Origin of the sequence: Plantibacter sp. Mn2098 (genome assembly GCF_049319745.1) — a bacterium.
GTDB lineage: Bacteria > Actinomycetota > Actinomycetes > Actinomycetales > Microbacteriaceae > Plantibacter.
On sequence record NZ_JBMOUH010000004.1, the window covers coordinates 241,633 to 261,683 of the forward strand.

At 68.5% G+C, this 20,051-nt stretch carries 15 protein-coding genes; 5 read left to right on the forward strand and 10 right to left on the reverse strand.

Features of this window, described 5'->3' with window-relative positions; genetic code table 11:
• Positions 1 to 63 precede the first annotated feature (63 nt).
• The gene (locus tag ACL9RL_RS08390; RefSeq protein WP_422779773.1) at positions 64 to 2,043 is read left to right on the forward strand and encodes a M13 family metallopeptidase; all 1,980 of its coding nucleotides are present in this window, start codon (positions 64 to 66) and stop codon (positions 2,041 to 2,043) included.
• Between the two features lie 317 nt (positions 2,044 to 2,360).
• Positions 2,361 to 2,615: a hypothetical protein gene (locus ACL9RL_RS08395; protein ID WP_422779774.1), complete on the forward strand. Its 255-nt coding sequence runs from the start codon at positions 2,361 to 2,363 to the stop codon at positions 2,613 to 2,615.
• 268 nt (positions 2,616 to 2,883) lie between these two features.
• On the opposite strand, the gene ACL9RL_RS08400 is transcribed toward ACL9RL_RS08395, so the two are convergent.
• Positions 2,884 to 4,647 carry a carboxylesterase/lipase family protein gene (locus ACL9RL_RS08400; RefSeq protein ID WP_422779775.1) on the reverse strand — a complete coding sequence of 588 codons (1,764 nt, stop codon included), beginning with the start codon at positions 4,645 to 4,647 and terminating at the stop codon, positions 2,884 to 2,886.
• 238 nt (positions 4,648 to 4,885) lie between these two features.
• Here ACL9RL_RS08400 and argG point away from each other — a divergent pair, with 238 nt between their 5' ends.
• Positions 4,886 to 6,325 carry an argininosuccinate synthase gene (gene argG, locus ACL9RL_RS08405; protein ID WP_422779776.1) on the forward strand — a complete coding sequence of 480 codons (1,440 nt, stop codon included), beginning with the start codon at positions 4,886 to 4,888 and terminating at the stop codon, positions 6,323 to 6,325.
• A gap of 256 nt (positions 6,326 to 6,581) precedes the next feature.
• Here the strand turns inward: argG and ACL9RL_RS08410 are convergent, their stop codons facing one another.
• From ACL9RL_RS08410 to ACL9RL_RS08430, 5 genes are all read right to left on the reverse strand, one after another.
• Positions 6,582 to 8,114, reverse strand: a complete 1,533-nt coding sequence (locus ACL9RL_RS08410; RefSeq protein ID WP_422779777.1) for a leucyl aminopeptidase — start codon at positions 8,112 to 8,114, stop codon at positions 6,582 to 6,584.
• A 108-nt stretch (positions 8,115 to 8,222) separates the two neighbouring features.
• On the reverse strand, positions 8,223 to 9,785 hold the full coding sequence (locus ACL9RL_RS08415) for an SLC13 family permease (protein WP_422779778.1): 1,563 nt from the start codon (positions 9,783 to 9,785) through the stop codon (positions 8,223 to 8,225).
• Positions 9,786 to 9,797: 12 nt separating this feature from the next.
• Entirely contained in the window at positions 9,798 to 11,465 is a 1,668-nt protein-coding gene (locus ACL9RL_RS08420; protein ID WP_422779779.1) for an MFS transporter, read from the reverse strand.
• A 127-nt stretch (positions 11,466 to 11,592) separates the two neighbouring features.
• Positions 11,593 to 11,949 (reverse strand): SHOCT domain-containing protein, encoded by a 357-nt coding sequence (locus ACL9RL_RS08425; protein WP_422779780.1) that lies wholly within the window; start codon positions 11,947 to 11,949, stop codon positions 11,593 to 11,595.
• A 100-nt stretch (positions 11,950 to 12,049) separates the two neighbouring features.
• Complete coding sequence (locus ACL9RL_RS08430; RefSeq protein ID WP_422779781.1) at positions 12,050 to 12,427, reverse strand: hypothetical protein; 378 nt, start codon at positions 12,425 to 12,427, stop codon at positions 12,050 to 12,052.
• 254 nt (positions 12,428 to 12,681) lie between these two features.
• Here ACL9RL_RS08430 and ACL9RL_RS08435 point away from each other — a divergent pair, with 254 nt between their 5' ends.
• The gene (locus ACL9RL_RS08435; protein WP_422779782.1) at positions 12,682 to 13,650 is read left to right on the forward strand and encodes a helix-turn-helix domain-containing protein; all 969 of its coding nucleotides are present in this window, start codon (positions 12,682 to 12,684) and stop codon (positions 13,648 to 13,650) included.
• A 47-nt stretch (positions 13,651 to 13,697) separates the two neighbouring features.
• On the opposite strand, the gene ACL9RL_RS08440 is transcribed toward ACL9RL_RS08435, so the two are convergent.
• Positions 13,698 to 14,444, reverse strand: coding sequence for a YoaK family protein (locus ACL9RL_RS08440; protein WP_422779783.1), 747 nt, complete (start codon positions 14,442 to 14,444; stop codon positions 13,698 to 13,700).
• A gap of 77 nt (positions 14,445 to 14,521) precedes the next feature.
• Positions 14,522 to 15,844, reverse strand: a complete 1,323-nt coding sequence (locus ACL9RL_RS08445) for an alpha/beta hydrolase-fold protein (RefSeq protein ID WP_422779784.1) — start codon at positions 15,842 to 15,844, stop codon at positions 14,522 to 14,524.
• 212 nt (positions 15,845 to 16,056) lie between these two features.
• On the opposite strand from ACL9RL_RS08445, the gene ACL9RL_RS08450 reads away from it, so the two are divergent.
• Positions 16,057 to 17,448: a glycine--tRNA ligase gene (locus tag ACL9RL_RS08450; RefSeq protein ID WP_422779785.1), complete on the forward strand. Its 1,392-nt coding sequence runs from the start codon at positions 16,057 to 16,059 to the stop codon at positions 17,446 to 17,448.
• Positions 17,449 to 17,679: 231 nt separating this feature from the next.
• Here ACL9RL_RS08450 and ACL9RL_RS08455 read toward each other — a convergent pair whose 3' ends face one another.
• Both ACL9RL_RS08455 and ACL9RL_RS08460 read right to left on the reverse strand, forming a co-directional pair.
• Positions 17,680 to 18,624 (reverse strand): polysaccharide deacetylase family protein, encoded by a 945-nt coding sequence (locus tag ACL9RL_RS08455; RefSeq protein ID WP_422779786.1) that lies wholly within the window; start codon positions 18,622 to 18,624, stop codon positions 17,680 to 17,682.
• Positions 18,625 to 18,683: 59 nt separating this feature from the next.
• Positions 18,684 to 19,916: a glycosyltransferase family 1 protein gene (locus ACL9RL_RS08460; protein ID WP_422779787.1), complete on the reverse strand. Its 1,233-nt coding sequence runs from the start codon at positions 19,914 to 19,916 to the stop codon at positions 18,684 to 18,686.
• Positions 19,917 to 20,051 lie beyond the last annotated feature (135 nt).

The window sequence follows — 20,051 nt, forward strand, 5'->3', positions numbered from 1 at the left end:
TCGCACGACCTTTCAGGACATGTTCAGGCCGCTCCCGGGGATGCGGGGATTAGGCTGAACTGCATGACTGACGCCCCGCTCGAATCCGGCATCCGCACTGACGAACTGGACGAGGCGGTGCGTCCCCAGGACGACCTCTTCCGTCATGTGACTGGCAAGTGGATGGCTCGCACCGAGATCCCCGACGACAAGGCTCGCTGGGGTTCGTTCCACCAGCTGGCGGAGGAAGCGGAGAACAACGTCCGCGCCATCATCGAGGAGTCGCAGACCGCTCCGGACGGCCTCGAAGGCCGCCAGATCGGTGCACTCTATGCGAGCTTCATGGATGTGGACCGCGCCAACGAGCTCGGGGCGGCGCCTCTCGCGGAGCAGCTCGCCCGTGTCGCAGCCGTCGGCTCCGTCGAGGAGTTCCTGCAGCTCTCCGGGGAGTTCGAGGGCGAGGGCGTCGGCGGCTTCCTGCAGCTCTTCGTCGACAACGACCCGGGCAACCCGGAGCGCTACCTCGTCTTCGCCGAGCAGGGCGGCATCACCCTCCCGGACGAGGGCTACTTCCGCGAGGAGTCCTTCGCCGCCATCCGCGATGCCTACCGTGCGCACCTGCAGACGATCTTCGAGCTCGCCGGGATCGACGATGCCGCCTCCCGCGCCGACCGGGTGTTCGCGCTGGAGACGGACATCGCGTCCAAGCACTGGGACAAGGTCGCCACCCGCGACAGCGAGAAGACCTACAACCTGTACACCTGGGCCGATGCCGCGGCGCTCGCCGCAGGGGCTGACGGCAGTGGTCCGGATCTGAATGTCTGGCGTGACGCCGTCGGTGCACCGGAAGGCGCCTTCGACGAGATCGTCGTGCGCGAGCCGAGCTTCATCGAGGGTCTCGGCGAACTCCTCACCGAGGAGCGCCTCGCCGATTGGAAGGACTGGTTGTCCTGGAAGGTCGCGCACGGGGCCGCCCCGTACCTGTCGGAGGAATTCAGCGCCGCGAACTTCGACTTCTACGGCAAGACCCTCACGGGTACGCCGCAGCAGCGCGAGCGTTGGAAGCGCGGCGTCTCGCTCGTCGAGGGCCTGCTGGGCGAGGCCGTCGGCCGCGTCTACGTCGAGCGTCACTTCCCGCCGGCTGCCAAGGATTCCATGGATGTCCTCGTCGCGAACCTCGTCGAGGCGTACCGCCAGAGCATCGAGAAGCTCGACTGGATGAGCCCGGAGACCCGCACTCGAGCGCTCGAGAAGCTGGACAAGTTCACGCCGAAGATCGGTTTCCCGGTCAAGTGGCGCGACTACTCGGCACTCGAACTGTCCGCTGACGACCTCATCGGCAACATCCGTCACGCCAGCAAGTTCGAGCTCGACCGCGAGCTGGGCAAGATCGGCAAGCCGCTCGACCGTGACGAGTGGTTCATGACTCCGCAGACGATCAACGCGTACTACAACCCCGGTTTCAACGAGATCGTGTTCCCGGCCGCCATCCTGCAGTTCCCGTTCTTCGAGGCGACCCGCGATGACGCAGCCAACTACGGTGCGATCGGTGCGGTCATCGGGCACGAGATCGGGCACGGCTTCGACGACCAGGGTTCCAAGTTCGACGGCGACGGCCGTCTGACCGACTGGTGGACGGAAGCCGACCGTGCAGCGTTCGAGGCGAGGACCGCATCGCTCATCGAGCAGTACAACGCGCTCGCACCGGAGCAGACGCCGGACCACCACGTGAACGGCGCCCTGACGATCGGCGAGAACATCGGCGACCTCGGCGGGCTCGGGATCGCCTGGAAGGCGTACCTGATCTCGCTGAACGGTCAGGAGCCGCCCGTCGTCGACGGGCTGACGGGCGCCGAGCGCTTCTTCATCTCCTGGGCGCAGGCGTGGCAGCAGAAGGGTCGCGACGAGGAGGTCATCCGTCTCCTCTCGATCGACCCGCACTCGCCGAACGAGTTCCGCTGCAACCAGATCGTCCGCAACATCGACGCGTTCTACGAGGCGTTCGGTGTGACCGAGACCGACGCCCTGTGGCTTCCGGAGGCAGACCGGGTCACCATCTGGTAGCGGTGCCCCGGCCTCGGGCGTCCCGCTCGGTCGTCGCGTTTCCAGCCCCGGTCGCTGCGCCCCAGCCTCGGTCACTGAGCCTGTCGAAGTGCCCCTTCGACAAGCCCAGTGACCGGCGGGCTCACCAACCGAACCCCGCCCGCTACAGTCGGCTCATGGACACTTCTGCGCCGGAGCCGGACGGGCCTTCGGACCTGTCCCCGCGCGAAGAATCTGAGCGTGCCGAAACAGTCTCCGACCTCCCTGCAGAGTTGCGCCGTCCTCGAGTGCGATTTCCGACGGTCCTGCATCCCAAGGCGAGTCTGACATTGGCGATCGTGACCACGATCGCCGCTGCGCTCATCTGCTGGTTCCTGGTTCCGCGGTGGGGAGCGGTCTTCGAACTCCGGTTCGTCGGACAGCTCACCAAGCGTGCCGCTACCTTCGCACTGGTCGCGCCGGTGGTCGCGACCGCGCTCGCGATCTACTTCTGGGTGCTTGCGCTCACGAGCGGCAAGGCGTGGGCCGAGAAGGTCGCCAGGGAGGCGGATGATCCCCGTGCGCCGTCGAAGCGCGAGTGGTGGACGATCTGAGCCCCCTCCGGTCACTGAGCTTCAACCCCCGGTCACTGAGCTTGTCGAAGTGCATCGAGCACAACTCCTTCAATCCGAGGCCGCCCGGCTCCGACTTTCCCGGAATTCCGGGGTTTCGGGGTTCAACGCCATCCGAATTGAAGGAGTTATGGTCGATGGGGCGACGTGCGGGAGTTGCCGGCGGGATCATCTGCGGATGAGACGGCGCTCAGACCAGCGCAGCTCGGACCAGCGCAACTCGGACCAGGCCAGCTCGGCTCAGGGCAGCTCAAGGCACGGGCGCGGGCAACGGCAGGAACGCCGCCCACGCACGACGGCGATCGCCCCGAGGATCGGGCTCGATCCGGTCGACCTCGCCGAAGATGAGGGTCCTCCGCAACTCCTCCGTGTAGCGCGGCCAGTCGTCGGCGGGCGGCCGACCCGACGCGAACCGCAGCCACGCATCGCGCATCCGGCTTCCGGCGGCCGAGTAGGACTCACGGCCGCCGAGCACGGTCATCCCACGCCCGAATCGACTGTCCACCTCGTCGAACAGAGCGTGCATCTCGATGCCGTGGGTCGCATCGAGCCCAACGATCCGCAACAGCCGTGGCGCGACATCGAACCGGTAGACGTACGCGGGCGCGTGCCGCGAGTGCAGATCCGCGATGCGCGTACTCGGGTACCAGAACGCGTAGTCGCCGGCGAAGTCCGCGGCGGCGGCTCGCGACGGCAGGTTCGGGTAGGCATCGTGCATCGCCGGTCGTGCGCCTTCCGGCGCGAAGTCGAAGACCGCTCGGATACGCCCGGCCGATCGGGGCAGGATGTCGATCCGCCCGCGGAACAGCGTGCCTTCGCGATCATTCGTTCCGATGATGAGCGGGACGCGATGCGCCCGCCCGGCTGCGAACGTCAGCATCGGATGCTCCCGGACGAACGATCCGTCGACGACGGGAGCGAGCGGGAACGTGCCGGGGAACCGGTCGGGCGTCCGCTCCTGCAGGGTGAGGCAGGCGGTCACGAGGTCGGTCGCCGACGTGCGGTCGAGCATCGCGGCGACGTCCTCTGGACGTTCGTCGGTCGCCTCGGAGCTGGTTGGGGCTGAAGCGCTGCTCCAGCCTCCGCCGGTGCGGTTGGCGCCGCTGTTACTGGGGCTGCCGCCGTCGCTGTTACTGGGGCCGCCATCGCTGCCGCCCATCCGCTCCCGCCCACCGAACACCCGCTCCCGCCCATCGTGGAACTGCTCCCGCACTAGCTTCACGTACTCCGCGGCCCACTCGCCCGCCAGCGCGGCCGGGTAGACGGCGTTCGGGGGAGCGCTCTGCGCGATCGCCCTCGCAAACAGGTGCCGGGTGGATGGCAGCGTCATCAGCGTCGTCACCGCATTGCCGCCGGCAGACTCCCCGAAGAGCGTGACGTTGTGCGGATCGCCCCCGAACACGGCGATGTTCGCCCGCACCCAGCGGAGCAGCGCCACCTGATCGCGCAGGCCGAGGTTGCTGTCGATCGGCCTGGCCGGGGTGGAGTATCTGGACAGATCGAGGTAGCCGAGGGCGCCGAGCCGATAGTTGAAACTCACGTAGACGACATCGCCCGTGCGGACGAAGCCGCGCCCCTGCCCGGAGAAGTCGCGCGATGATCCCGCGCTGTATCCGCCGCCGTGGATGAAGACCATCACCGGTCGACGTCCGCGACGGGCGGGTTTCGCGGCGGAGATGACGTTGACCGTGAGGCAGTCCTCGCCGGACGGGAACCCCGGCCCGACGCCGCCGAACTGCCCGCGGAGCGCCTGGGTCGCCACATCGCCGTAGGAGGATGCGTCGCGCACGCCGTTCCATCGGATGACAGGTTGCGGCGCCCGGAACCGCAGCGGGCCGATGGGCGGTGCCGCGTAGGGGATGCCGCGCCAGACGCGCATGGCCCCCTCTCGCACTCCGCGGATGAGGCCGCCCGTCACCCGCAGTTCGAGGCCGTCGCCGGACGGGTCGCTGCGGCGGAGCCACGCGGGGACCGGCAACCGGCGTTCCCCGCCCTCGGTACCCCGATCCGTCATGCTGCCAGCGTGCGCCGTCGCGGCATCGGATGGAAGGGGTTGCGTCGCCCCGCTTCCGTCCCCGCCATCCCGCCACCCCCCCCGTGCAGCGCGATGCGCTCGCGCACGCGCCACCCTGCGCCGCGAGCGCGGGCCGCACCCACCCCGCGCTCGCGGCAGAGACCCGCGCTCACCCGAGCGCAGCATCCGCGATGCCCAGAATTCGTGGGGAACGCCCGGAAACCGTAGAGTTTTCCTTATGTCCAAAGTCTTGAGCAGTCTCCCCGTCGGCGAGCGTGTCGGCATCGCCTTCTCCGGAGGCCTCGACACCTCCGTCGCCGTCGCCTGGATGCGCGAGAAGGGTGCCGTTCCGTGCACCTACACCGCCGACATCGGACAGGCCGACGAGCCCAACATCGGCGCCGTTCCGGACCGCGCCAAGGAGTACGGTGCGGAGATCGCCCGCCTCGTCGACGCGAAGAGCGCCCTCGTCGAAGAGGGCCTCGTCGCCCTCCAGTGCGGCGCGTTCCACATCCGCAACGCCGGCAAGACCTACTTCAACACCACGCCGCTCGGCCGCGCCGTCACCGGCACCCTGCTCGTGCGCGCCATGAAGGAAGACGGCGTCGACATCTGGGGCGACGGGTCCACCTACAAGGGCAACGACATCGAGCGCTTCTACCGCTACGGTCTGCTCGCCAACCCGCGTCTGCGCATCTACAAGCCGTGGCTCGACGTCGACTTCGTCAACGAGCTCGGCGGCCGCAAGGAGATGAGCGAATGGCTCGTCGCCCGCGACTTCCCGTACCGCGACTCCACGGAGAAGGCGTACAGCACCGACGCCAACATCTGGGGCGCGACGCACGAGGCCAAGCGCCTCGAGGAGCTCAGCTCCGGCATCGAGATCGTCGAACCGATCATGGGCGTCGCGTTCTGGCGTGAAGACGTCGCGATCGCCTCCGAGGTCGTCACGGTCCGCTTCGAAGCCGGCCGTCCCGTCGCCCTCAACGGTGTCGAGTACGCCGACGCCGTCGCACTCGTCCTCGAAGCGAACGCGATCGGCGGCCGCCACGGCCTCGGCATGTCCGACCAGATCGAGAACCGCATCATCGAGGCGAAGAGCCGCGGCATCTACGAGGCTCCCGGCATGGCCCTCCTCCACATCGCGTACGAGCGTCTGCTCAACGCGATCCACAACGAGGACACCGTCGCGAACTACCACAACGAGGGCCGCCGCCTCGGCCGCCTGATGTACGAGGGCCGTTGGCTCGACCCGCAGTCGCTCATGCTGCGCGAGTCGATCCAGCGCTGGGTCGGCTCCGCCGTCACCGGTGAGGTCACGATCCGTCTGCGCCGTGGCGACGACTACACGATCCTCGACACCACGGGCCCGAGCCTCAGCTACCACCCCGACAAGCTCTCGATGGAGCGCGTCGGCGATGCGGCATTCGGTCCGGACGACCGCATCGGCCAGCTCACGATGCGGAACCTCGACATCGCGGACTCCCGGTCGCGCCTGGAGCAGTACGCCGCTGCAGGTCTCGTCGGCGGCCCGACGGCCGAGCTCGTGGGCGAGCTGCAGGTCGGCGAGGCGGAAGAGATCCTCGGTGGCGAAGCGATCGATGCGTCGACCGATGCGCTCGACCGCGCGACGGATCTCGCCTCCGAGGGCGCTGCGTTCGACTCCGGCACCGACTGACGCTGAGTGCCTGACGCGTCGCATCTGAGGTCTCGCATCTGAGTTCTCGCGCCCGACGCGTCGCGGACAACGCCGAACGGCTCCGACCCTGCTGGGTCGGAGCCGTTCCGCGTTGTCCGCATGTCCGCGGCGTCGCCGTGCGAGCGACGCCTCTGAGCGCTACCCTGCGAGCGCGAGCGCGAGCGCATCGCGCTACGGGTGGTGGGCGGACAGACGGACGCATGGATGCGTTCGGGAGCCCGCTTCGAGCGCGTTCCTACTTCTGGAAGTTCTCCGCGAGGTCGATGAGCAGACGCGTGCCGAAGCCCGTCGCCCCCTTCGAGCGCCAGGACTCGTCGGCGTCGACCTGCATCGTGCCGGCGATGTCGAGGTGCGCCCAGGGGATCTCGCCCACGAAGTCCGCGAGGAACAATGCCGCGATCGTCGCACCGGCGAACCGGCCGCCCATGTTCGAGATGTCGGCGACATCGGAGTCGAGCTGCTTGCGGTAACTGCGTTCGAGCGGCAGCTGCCAGATGGACTCGTCGGTGGCCTTCGACGATGCGATGGCCTGGTCGATGACGCCCTGGTCGTTCCCGAGGACGGCGGCGGTCTTGGTGCCGAGCGCCATCATGGCCGCACCCGTGAGCGTCGCGATGTCGACGATCGCGTCCGGCTGCTCCTCGCTCGCGAGCACCAGCGCGTCGGAGAGCACGAGCCGTCCCTCCGCGTCGGTGTTCTTGACCTCGACGGTCGTGCCGCCGCGGAGAGTGAGGACGTCGCCGAGGACCGTCGCCGAGCCGGACGGCATGTTGTCCGTGCACATCAGGAACGCCGTGACAGCTGTTGGGCAGGACAGGTCGGAGAGGGCGGTCATCGCAGCGAGGACCGCCGCAGCGCCGGCCATGTCCATCTTCATCGCGAGGTGCATGGGGTCGGACGGCTTGAGCGAGATTCCGCCCGAGTCGTACATGATGCCCTTGCCGACGAGTGCGAGGTGGGCGGTGGGTTCGACCGGCGCACCCTCCGCATCGGTCGGCGTGTAGCGGAGCTGGATCATCCTCGGCTCCTCGACGCTGCCGGCGTTGACGCCGAGCAGGCCACCGCAGCCGAGCTCGATGAGCTGCTGCTTGTCGAAGACCTCGACCGCGAGGCCGTGTGCGGCGCCGACCTCGATGGCGACGTCGCCCAGGTCGGTCGCCGTGAGGTGGCCGGGAGGGGTGTTCGCGAGGTCGCGGGCGAGGTTGGCCGCGCGCGCGAGGATCTCGCCGCGCCGGACGCCCTCGGTGACGGCCTGCGCGTCGCCGGCCGCGGCGAGGATGTCGAGCGAGACGAGCGGCACGTTCTTCGGGTCGGCCTTGAGCGGCGTGTACCGGTAGCGGGCGAGGATCGCGCCCTCGGCGATCACCTGGCCGATGGTCTCCTGGGCGAGCGGGAACGTCCCGTGCAGGTCGATGCCGATGCGCGAGAACTTGGCGGCGGCGCGGGCGAACGCTGCGACCACGTCACGGAGCGACGCCGCGGTACGGCCGTCTGCCGCACCGACGCCCACCGCGAGGTAACTCGGGCCGTTCTGCTGCGGCAGGAGGAGGGTCTGCCCGGCGTCGCCGGTGAAGCCCGTGCGGGCGAGCGTCGCGAAGTCGACGCCGAGCGCGGCCGGAACGGTGCCCTCCGGCTCGATCGCGACACCGATGACGTCGAGGTTCGAGGACAGGTCGCTCACCACCAGGACACCGACGGCGTTCTCCGGTGAACGTGAGGGTGTCGGGCTGAAGGTGGGCGGGATCAGCTTGTGCGGCCGGGGATTCATCGTCTGACTTCCTTCGTGTTGATGGTCTGGACGGCGGTGAGGACTGAGGTTGCGGACTGAGGGTCGAATCTGCGGGCGAGGGGCCGGGCTGAGGGCGATCCCGTCCCGCTACGGATGGAATGGCCAGATGACCGGGACGAGGAGTGTGGCCACGGCGACGAATAGCACGAGCAACGGCAGGCCGAGCTTCCAGTAGTCGCCGAAGCGGTACCCGCCTGGACCCATGACCATCGTATTGGCGGGCGTCGCGACGGGCGTGAGGAACGATGCCGCTGCGGCGACGGCGACCCCCATGAGCAGCGGGAGCGGCGAGATGCCGGTCTCCGTCGCGATGGCGATGGCGATGGGGGCGACGATGAGCGCGGTCGCCATGTTGCTGATGAGCTGGCCGAGCACGGCGGTGACGACGGCGATGCCGAGCAGCAGGAGGTACGGGCTCGAGGCGCCCACCGCCTCGACGAGGCCGTTCGCGAGCAGCTCTGCCGCGCCGCTCGTGGTGATGGCGGTGGAGAGCGGGATCATGCCGCCGACGAGGATGAGGGTCGTCCAGGAGATGGATCGTTGGGCCTGGCTGACGGACAGCACCCGCAGCAGCACCATGGCGCAGGCGGCGATGAGCGCGGCGATCGCGGGTGGCACGATCCCGGTCGCGAGCATCACGACCATCGCGACGAGGACGGCGATCGCGTATCCGGCGCGTGGGCCGAGCGGCACGGCCTGGCTGCGGATGGTCTGCGGTGCGTCCACGACGACGACGTTCGGGTCTGCCGTGTTGAGGTCGAGGGCGTCCCAGGTGCCGCGCAGCAGCATCACGTCTCCGGAGGCGAGTTCCGTCTGCCCGAGGTCCTCGCCCGCGCGTTGGATGGCGACGACGACGAGGTCGCCGCTGTCGGTGACCATGCCGGGGAAGACCGTCTCTCCGACGAACGACGACCGCGGAGGGACGACGACCTCGGTGAGCCCGGTCTCCCGGTTCAGGAGGCCGGTGACGTCTGGCAGGGAATACTGGGTCGCGATCGTCTGCGCGTGCGCGCTGAGGTCGCGGGGGACGTGGTCGGCTTCGCGTCTGGGCAGCAGTCTCGGTCCGAACAGGACGACGATGAGGATGGTCCCGACCACGAGCGGGAGCCCGACGAGCCCGAACTCGAAGAAGCCGATGGGACGGGCGCCGGCGTCGGCGGCGAGCTCGGACACGAGGACGTTGACGGGTGTGCCCGTGAGGACGAGGAGCGAACCGGCGTGTGCGCCGAATGCGAGCGGCATGAGCATCTGCGACGGGACCTGCTTGACCCGGATGCACAGTACGACCACCATCGGCACGAGCGCCGCGACGGCCCCGTTGACGCTGATGAGCGCCGTCACGATCGCGACGAGGATCATCACGAGCGTAACGAGTCTGCGGCGGTCCGTCCCGGCCCGCTGGACCAGTTGTTGTCCGGCCCAGGTGGTCACACCCGTCGCGTCGAGTCCCTCGCTCACGACGAAGAGCGCCGCGATGAACACGATGACGGGGTCGCCGAAGCCGGCGAGCGTCTGTTCGAAATCGAGGACGCCCGTCAGATACAGCGCGAGGGCGACCCCGATCGCGACGATGCCGACGGGGATGCGGTTCCAGACGAAGGCGACGACCGCCAGCAGCAGGATCGCGAAGGTGACCCAGATGTCGTTCACGACCGACCCGGGTCAGTCGTTGTTCGCGGCGGCCTCGACAGCGTCATCGACGGGCGCATCGATGTCCTCCGGCAGCTCCCCGGACATCCGCCCAGGCATCCGACCGGCCGGGATGATGGCGAGCAGTGCGAGCGCTGCGAGGGCGAGCAGGGAGAGGTTGAGCGCACGCAGGCGCGACTCCTCGTTGAGCGCAACGGCGGCGTCGACCTGCGCCGGGGTCGCATCGGTGCCTGCGAGCACCTCGTCGAGTTGGTCGTTGGAGACGAAGTTGATGTCGTAGAGGTTGACCTGCGAGGTCAGTTCCTCGTTGAGCTCCGGGTTGTTCGTGACGCCCGTGAGCACCATCGAGCTGAGCAGGCCGACGGCGAACACCGTCGCGACCGCGATGCCGACGCTGCCGGAGAGGTTGTGGACGAGCCCGCGCCAGGCGCCGACATCGCCCGCCAGCCGCTTGGGGGCCGCGGAGAGCAGCGTGTTGAACACGAGGGCGACGATCGAGCCCTGTCCGAGTCCGAGGGTGATGAGGCCGATGACCACGAACGCCTGCTCCCACTCGTTGCGGATCGTGAGCGCGAGGATGATGAGGCCGAGCGCCACGACGACGAAGCCGAAGCGTGCGAGCTGCCGCGGGGTGAACCGCTTGTAGAGGTTGGCGACGACCGTGCTCGCGATGAAGATCGACAGCGTGTAGGGGATGATCGCGATCGACGTCTCGAAGCTGGACCGGCCCTGCACCACCTGGATGTAGAGCGGGATGAGGAAGTTGGCCGCCGTGCCGACGAACAGCATGATGGCCATGCAGAGCGTCACGGCGCGTTCCGCACCCGTCTTCAGCACGTCGAGGTCGAAGATGCGCGGCGCGCCCTCTGCCTTGCCCTTGCGCAGCCAGGAGAAGAACAGCTGTCCGCCGATGATGCCCAGGATGATGAGGATCGGTGCTGGGGAGACGCCGAGGATGCTGAACGGGGCGCTCGCCGTTGCGACCCAGATGCCCCACGAGCCGAGCCCGCTGAACCCGAAGCTCAGGAGGATGATCGTGACGGCGGCGATCATGGCGCCGACCCAGTCGATCTTGAGGTCCGGGTGCGCCGGGACGGACTTGAGCTTGAAGCTCAGCAGGAGGTTCACGACGGCCAGGGCCGCGACGAGGGCGAACGAGTAGCGCCAGCCGATCGTCGACGCGAAGGTTCCGGCGATGAGCAGCGCGAGCACACCGGCGGCGGGGATGGCTGCAGCGAGGAACCCGATGGCCTGACCCTGCTGGGCGCCGCGGAAGTTCGAGGCGATGAACACGGTCAGCGCCGGGGCGATGAGCGCGATGACGGCGCCGGAGGCGGCCTGCGCGATGAAGAGCATGGCCGGGCTGACGCTCAGCGCCACGAGCGCCATGGCGACACCGTGGATGACGACCGCGATCTGGAACACCCGCCGTGTGCCGAACTTGGCGCCGATCTTGGCCCCCAGCAGGATGAACGCGGCCATCGCGAACGTTCCGGCCGTGATCGCCGTGCCGATCGTGGTGGCCGGCGTGTCGAGGTCGGCGGTGATGCCGCCCATCGAGACGGTGAGCGCGTTGACCGCGAACGACGCCTGGATCTGCGTGAGCACCACGACGATGAGCGGCAGCCAGGAGGCTTTCGCCTCGGTCTGGATGCCGGCTGGGACCGTGCTTGCGGTCATCGTTCGCTCCTTGGTGTGGGTGGTGCCGGTGTCGCGGTCAGTGCGGATGCGGTGCTGGGCGCTGCTGGCTGGTGCTGGCTGGTGCTGGGTGGTGCCGGGTGCTGTCGGGTGCTGCGGGTCGAGGACGCTAGCCGATCGCCTTCGCTTTGAGCTGCGCGAACTCCTCGTCCGTCAGGACACCGGCCGCGTGCAGTTCTCCGAGCTTCGTGAGCTGGTCGATGAGGTCGGAATTGACGCTACCGGCGGGGGAAGCGGCCGGGGCGGCCGTTGCTGGAACTGTGGAAACTTCGGCGATGGGCGCCGCCTGTGCAGGAACCGTCTGCTGCGCGCCTGCCGCCTGGGCCGCCGCCTGCTGCTGTGCTGCCTGCTTCTGCGCCGCGCGGTTGTGCACTGCGTTGCTCGTCGCTGCTGCTGTTCCGGTGATGACCGCGGTCGTCGCCGCTGCCTGGAGCAGGCTGCCGCGCCTGCGTCGTCCGAATGCCATGATCTGTCTCCTTGTGCGGTCGAGCGTGGGTTGGTGGACGGTGGTGCTTCCGGTGGCCGCCCATCGCCGAAGCGACGAGCGGCCACCGGGTCGCGCAGGACTAGGCCGCGAGGGCCTTCGCCTTGAGCTGCTGGAACTCCGCCTCGGTGATGGAGCCCGCCTGCAGCAGTGCTGCGGCATCGGCGATCTCGGTCGCGGCGCTGCGGCCGACGACGTCCTTGAGGTAGGTCTCTGCTTCGGTGCGGTGCTGCTTGACGGAAGCCGCTTCGCGCTCGGCCATGCCGCGCGAGTTCACGATCAGGTAGATGAGCGAGGTGAGCAGGGGCACGAAGATCAGGAAGATGATCCAGATGGCCTTCCACCAGCCGTTGTGGCTGCCGTCGCGGAAGATGTCTCGGATGATCGCGAACAGGATGCCGATGTAGGAGATGAAGAAGAAGGCCACGATGATGAGCCAGAGGGCGTCGAGGAAGTTCACGGAGGGTTGATGCCTTTCAAACTGCGATGTCGGACGGGTGCCGGCAACGGAGGGAGCAGTGCTTCGCACCGGGTTCGGTGCGCCAGATCGTGCGTGGCCGCCCATGACGGAGACACGCAACGTCTGTTGGGTTGACTGTAGAACTCAGCGCCGGTGCGCCTCGGGAAGATGACGCAGAACTGCCCTGATGGTGGCGCAGAACGCGATATCCTCCGAGTGTGGGGTGTCCCGGCCCCATGAGCGAGGACGATCCCATGTGGAAACCCATCCAGGCGAGCGCGATGCGCCACATCATCGAACGGATGTCGAACGTCGCAGCGTCCGACGAGCACGTCGCCAGAGCCTCCCAGGGGTTCTGGACGCGCACCGATTCCGTGTTCCACTTCTCGGCGCAGGTCCGCGCCATCGGCGACACCGTCGTGATGCGGACAACCCAGTCGGCACTCCGCATCCGCGGTGACGAGGTGCGATCGACCGGCACCGTGCACATCGCGTTCCTGCTCGACGGTTCGTGCGAGTTCGGGCAGAGCAACGGCGACGTCCACACGATCAGTCGCGGCGGATTGTTCGTCACCTCCGACTGGGCCGGATACAACCTGACAGCTCCGGAGAGCACACGGGTGCTCAGCATCCGGATGCGCGAGAGCCGGCTGCAGGAGCGCGGGGTGCGGGTCGCCGCCCACCAGTACCGGTTCGGCGGCGCGGGGCCGTCGCTCAGTGCGCCGCTGCGGGAACTCGGGCTGTCGATCGCCGACGCATCGTGGAATCCGTCGAAGCCGGCGCTGATGGTGGCCGGTCGTGCCGTCGAGGACCTCGTGGTCGGCATGTTCCTGGAGGCCGGCGGGTACGCGATGGACAGTGAGGATCTGCGGGCTGGGCTGCGCAGTCGGGCGATGGCGTACATCGCCGAGCGGCATCGTGATCAGGCGCTGTCGCCGCAGGCGGTCGCCGCGCCGCTCGGGGTCTCCCTGCGGCATCTGCAGCGGGCGTTCCAGGACAGCGGCACGTCCATCGCGGCCGAGATCGCCGGGCAGCGGGCCGAGACCGCCGCCCTCTATCTCGCCTCTCCCGGCGCGCGCACGGCGACGATGGGCGAGCTCGCTGCCCGCTCCGGCTTCAGCTCCGCCTACGAGCTCCGGGCGGCGTTCGCCGCGCGCTTCGGCATGCTCCCGAGCGCCTACCGCTCCACCCTCCCCGTCCTCCCCACCCTCCCCGCCCCCTAGCCCGTCCTCTGCTGCCGAGGGGTCGCAAACTGCGGGTGTTCGTCCCGTCAACCCGCAGTTTGCGACCCCTCGGCCGATGGAAGGGTCAGGGCGATGGCGACCGCCAGCTGGAGGACGACGATCGTCGCCAGGGCGGGGGTGACGCCGAGGTTCAGGACGATGAAGCCGCCGGCGGTCGCACCGAGGAGCATCGAGACGATCGCGAAGGAACGCCGGGTGACGGCGATGCGGTCCCGGGAACGGATGTCGGCGGCGATGCCGGTGATCGTCATCGTGAGGACCGTCGTCGTGAGGTCAGGGACGGCCAGGTGGCGCACGGCCGCGTTCTGCAGCCCGAGCGCGAACGAGGTGAGGACCACGATCGCATTCTGGGCGAGCGGGCCGGCGGCATCCTCCGTCGACCACGCCACGACGACCGATGCGATGAACAGCAGCACCACAACGAGGAGCACGTTCCGCAGCATCCGCGTCCGGCCGGACATCGTCCCCGTCCCCGCCCCCGCGCTCGCCGCGACCCCGGCCGTGATCCTGCCAACGGCCACCCCGCCGATGCTCGCGCCCAGCACGAACCCCGCCAACGCGAGCGCCGATCCCCACAGTGAGAACCCGGGAGCTCCCGCGATCGCGAATCCGACCGATACGACGTTGCCGGTCATGTTCGCGACGAACACGCGGCCCAGCTTGAGCACGCTCACCGCATCGACGAGCCCCGTCACGAACGTCAGCGCGAGCAGCAGGTACGGCAGCAGCACGCCGTGCTTCTCGCCGGCGAGCAGTTTCAGCGATGTCGACATCGCCCCATTCTGCCCGCGAACTGTCACTTCTGGCGGTTCTCACGCCGCCAGACCAGCCACGACTGCCAGCTCGCGGGCTAGGAAGGCGGGGCCAGACCGAGGCGGGGATAGAGGGCGCTGAGCGTCAGGTCAAGGCCGCCGGTCAGGCCGCCGATGACGTGGTCGCCGCCCGGGACGACGAACGTCTCCGCGTGGATGCCCGCCGCAATCGCGGACGACGACGCCTCCGCCATGAACTGCACGTACGTCGGATCGGCCGAGCCGGCGGAGAAGTACGCGCGGGTGTCGGGGTACTTCGTGTGCGTGTAGATCGTCGTCGGCTTGATCGCGTCGTACGCCGCCTGATCGCCGTCGAACATCGAATCCAGGTTCGCCGCAGCCGACTCCGCGCCGGAGTAGACCTCCCCGGAGATGCTCACGATGTTGCCGAACACCTTCGGATACTTGGCACCGTAATAGAGGGCGCACCCGCCGCCGGCCGAGTATCCGGCGACCGTCCAGGCATCGCGGTTCTTCAACACGTGCAGGTTCTGATGCACCCACGGGACGACGTCCTGCATCACGTACGTCTCGACGTTCCCGAGCTTGCCGTCGATGCAGAGCGGATCCTGCGACGGATCACCCAGCTGATCCACCACGAGCACGATCGGCGCCAGCCCGTTGTGCGTCGCGGCGAGCTTGTCCAACGCCGCCCCGATCCACTTCGAGTCCGGGTCGCCAGGCTGCCCCATCATCATCAGGACGAACGGCAGCGCCGGCGGATCCTTCACCAGGGCGGCGGGCGGATAGTAGATCTCGGCCGGGCGGGCGGGGAAGCCGGACACCGCGTTCGGCACCTGTTGGTCTGCCGGCAGCGGACCGTGCTGGCCGATCGCCGGCATGTCCGCGGGGGGCTTCCACTTCGTGTACAGCGGCGACTTCGGGTCACCTGCGGAGGCGGCCGATCCCTCCACCGGTGGATGCAGGACGGCGACCGGATCGTCGGTGTTGATGTGGAACACGGCGCCGATCGTGGTCTGCAGCCCGTAGGCGCGGTTGATCCCGACGAACCCGGTCAGCACGAACACGATGATGGCGATGACCGACAGCACCCGCCTCCACCAGCGCCCGCCGCGCCAGAACAGGCTGAGGAGCCCGAGCGCGACGCCCGCGAACGCCAGGATCGCCCACGGGCGCACCCCGTGGATGAGCGGGCCGGCGAGGTCCAGCAGGCCGTACACGATCCAGACGATCCCGAGGCCGATGATGCCGCCGGCCATCGTGACACCCGCAGCGGCGAGGTACCAGACACGGCCACCGCGCGGCCGGAGGAACAGGTACGCGAGCGCGACGGCTGCCGCGATCCGCAGCCCCCACACGACGGGGCCGTCGACCACGTCGATGCGCCACAACCAGTTCATCCGGCTCCGCTCCAAAGGTCCTTCATGAGAATCACACAGCGACCGCCCTGATTCCTGAGCAAGAGCCGTGGATCGGGTGCCGGCGCATCGGTCGTCCGTTTCGACTCCTCCGCACGCCCGCCCGTAGGATGAGAAGCGTTTGGGAGCGGGCGCCAGCCAGGCGTCAGCACCACGCAGCACAAGCCGCACCCCCAGCGGCGCAGAGGAGCACCATGGCAGAGCAGTCCCGCCTCGATTCGGTCATCACCCTGGCCCAGCACCGAGGTTTCGTCTTCCCGTCCGGAGACATCTACGGCGGTACGAGGTCGGCGTGGGACTACGGGCCACTCGGGGTGGAGCTCAAGGAGAACATCAAGAAGCAGTGGTGGAACGCGTTCGTGCGCGGCCGCGGCGATATGGTGGGCCTCGACTCCGCCGTCATCCTGCCGACGCCCGTCTGGGAGGCGTCCGGTCACGTCAAGGTGTTCAGCGACCCGCTCACGGAGTCCCTCATCACCCACAAGCGTTACCGTGCCGACCACCTCTTCGAGGCGTATGAGGACGAGCACGGCCACCCGCCCGTCAACGGCCTGGCCGACATCCCGGACCCCGAGCACCCCGACAAGGTGGGCCAGTGGACCGAGATCCGTCAGATGTCGGGTCTGCTGAAGACGTTCCTCGGGGTCGTCGACGATGAGACGGGCCTGCACTACCTGCGCCCGGAGACCGCGCAGGGCATCTTCACGAACTTCGCGAACGTGCTGCAGACGTCCCGGAAGAAGCCGCCGTTCGGCATCGGCCAGATCGGCAAGGCGTTCCGCAACGAGATCACGCCTGGGAACTTCATCTTCCGCACGCGCGAGTTCGAGCAGATGGAGATCGAGTTCTTCGTCGAGCCCGGCACGGACGACGAGTGGCAGCAGACCTGGATGGACCTGTGCTGGGAGTGGTTCGTCGACCTCGGCATGACGCCGGAGCACATCCGCTGGTTCGAGCACCCGCAGGAGAAGCTGTCGCACTACTCGAAGCGCACCGTCGACATCGAGTACCGCTTCGGGTTCGCCGGCAGCGAGTGGGGCGAGCTGATGGGCGTCGCGAACCGCACCGATTACGACCTCGCGACGCACGCGAAGAACTCGGGCAAGGACCTGTCCTTCTTCGACCAGGCCAAGAACGAGCGCTGGGTGCCGTACGTGATCGAGCCGTCGTTCGGTCTGACGCGTGCGCTCATGGCGTTCCTCGTCGACGCCTACGAGGAACAGGAGCTGCCGCCGAACGCCAAGGGCAAGGTGGAGACCCGCACGGTCCTGCACCTCGACCCGCGTCTCGCTCCGGTCAAGGCCGCCGTGCTGCCGCTGTCGCGCAACGAGGCCCTGTCGCCGCTCGCCCGTCAGATCGGTGACGACCTGCGGAAGCAGTGGAACATCGACTTCGACGACTCCGGCGCCATCGGCCGCCGCTACCGTCGTCAGGACGAGATCGGCACGCCGTACTGCGTCACGGTCGATTTCGACTCCCTCGAGGACAACGCGGTGACCGTCCGCGACCGCGACACGATGCTGCAGGAGCGTGTCCCGATCGACGGCCTGAGCGCGTACCTGGCTGAGCGCCTCAAGGGCGCGTAGCTCCGCGCGCTCCGCGCTCTCCGCGCTCGACGACGGCCCACGGGACTCTGCTCCCGTGGGTCGTCGTCGTCCGCCCCACCTCGCCCCGGTCGCTGAGCCTGTCGAAGCGCCCGCCCCGTCCACAACTCAGGCAACCCCCGGCGTGTCGGCCCCGACACGACGTCCGCCGCCGCGACACGCCGGGGCCGCTCCTGAATTGCGAACGGCCAGCGCACCAGCTGGGCCCCGCACTCAGCTCAGGAAGACGTCGCGCATCGTCACCGTATGGAGCCCACGATCGGTGAGCAGCTTGTGCAGCTCGGGGAACACGGTCGTGACGGTGGGGAAGTTCGCGTGGCCGATGACGATGCTCCCGGTCTGGAACCACTTGTCGGCGAACCCGAGCAGCTGGTCGGCCGGAATGAGGCCGGAGTCCGCGATCGATCCGTACCACATGACCGGCGTCGTATAGCCGATGCTCGCTGCGACGGCATCGGTCCGATCGTTGCGGAACCCGAACGGCGGACGGTAGAACGGCTTCGGATTCGAGCCGTACAGGGCTACGAGCGCCTGCTCGTTGCGGGTGAGTTCGTCGATGATGCCCTGATCGCTCAGCGAGGTGAGGTCGACGTGGTTGTAGGTGTGGTTCCCGATCGCGATCTGGCCGGATTCGACGAGCGGCCGGATGAGGGCCGCGTGCGTCGTCCATCCCTCGTACTTCGCGTTGGGGAAGAACGTCAGCCTGGTGCCGGTCTGCTTGGCGAACGCCGCGTACGCGCGGATCACCTCTGCGTCGCTGCCGTCGTCGACCGTCCACGCGAGGTACGGCCCGGCCACGGGCAGGCTGTAGACGCCGTGCCCGGCGGGCGGGAGGGCGACCCGCTCGATGGCAGGGGCGACCGACCGGACGTCGGTGGGCGTCGGGGTGGGCGTGGGGGTTGGAGTGGGCGTCGGGGTCGGGGTCGGCGTCTCGGTCGGCCCCGCACCCGTCGCCGAGGTGGGGCCAGCGGCGCTCGTGCGCGTCGGCCCACTGCCGGCGCCGGGGATCGGGAACAGGTCTTGGTCGGTCAGTGCCATCGCGCCGACGCCGAGCGCCGCAACCCCCAACCCGCCGATGGCCGCACCGATGAAGATGCGCCGGCGAACGCCGCTCCCGTCAGGCGTCGCGTGACGCGGTCCCGGATGATGTGCCCCCATATCGCCCCGATCGTGCGTTCCGGCTCAGTGCCCCGTGCTCGGTACTCAGTGCCCGGCGCTCAGAGCGCCGTCTGCATGGCGCGCTCGAAGCGCTCCACGAAGACGCGTCCGGGGTCCGACCAGTCCTTCGCCTCGATCGATGCGGCGATCGTGCGCGAGTGTTCGACGGCATCCGGTCGTTCCACGATCTCGACGAGCTTCCTCGCGATGGCGGCAGGGGAGAGCTGCACGTACTCGATGTGTTCGCTGTCGAGGACGCCGCGGGTGTTCTCGCTGTCGTTGACGACCGGGACGACACCGGAGGACATCACTTCGAGCGGCAGCAGCGACATGTCCGTGAGGGACAGGACGAGGCCGGCTGCGCAGCGGTTGTAGACGGCGTTCAACTGGTCGATGTCCATGGCCGAGCGGTTCACGAACGGGAACGACACGTCGTAGCCGGACATGTCCCAGCCGACGAGGTTGATGGTCACGTCCGGACGGAGCCGGTGGAACTCCGTGAGCGCGAGTTCGCCGATCTCCCAGCCGCGACGCGGAGTGGGAGGGCGCGCGTAGAAGAGGATCTCGGTGCGTGGCGCATCGTTGGTGTGGGAGTAGTGCTGCTTGTCCACCGAGTAGTCGTAGTGGTCGCAGGTCATCCCGTACTCGTCGGTGACCTTCTGGGCCAGCCATCGGCCGGCGGAGAATCCGTGGAAGCCGAAGCGGTAGGTGTTCTCGGAGAGGACGTACTGGCTGCTCGCCGGGTAGAACCACGGCTCGAAGTCCTGCACGAAGGAGAATCGCTTCGCCGCGCCGGCGTATCGGTAGGCGGGGTAGGCGGTCTGCCAGTCGGAGGAGACGACGACGTCGGCCCCCGGCGCGATGCCCGTGGCCGGGTCGTAGCGGACGAAGTCGGCCTTGAGGTCCGGGTAGGCGCTTGAGGCGCGCATCATGGCGCGGATGCCGTCGATGTCGACGGCCGGCATGGGCGATGCCTGGTACAGGTAGACGGTGAGGCGGTGGCCTGCCTGTTCGAGGAACTCCATAAAGCGGAAGGCGTTCTGATGTCCGCCGGAGGTGCGGCTGGGCGGGGAGATCAGCCACGCGACATCGTACGGCCGCGCCGGGAGGGCTTCGGCGTTGAAGCGGCGGTCGATCGTCCAGTCCGCGGCGATGGCGTCGCTCGGATACAGGTCGACGTGGCACTTGCCCATCGGGTTGAAGCGACCGTTGATGTAGTTGGCCGCTCGCCAGGCGGTCGAGCGGATGCCCTCAGCCTTGACCGCGCGCAGGCCGTCGTTCAATGCACCCATGGATGGTTCCCCCGGATTGTCCTGCGTCGTCCCTTCGGGGGAACGACGCGTGTCTCAGTGTCATCGCAACGTTAGCGCCCGGCACCTAACGGAAACGTCAACCCAGAGGACCATTTCCCGTCCGGCCCGCGAACT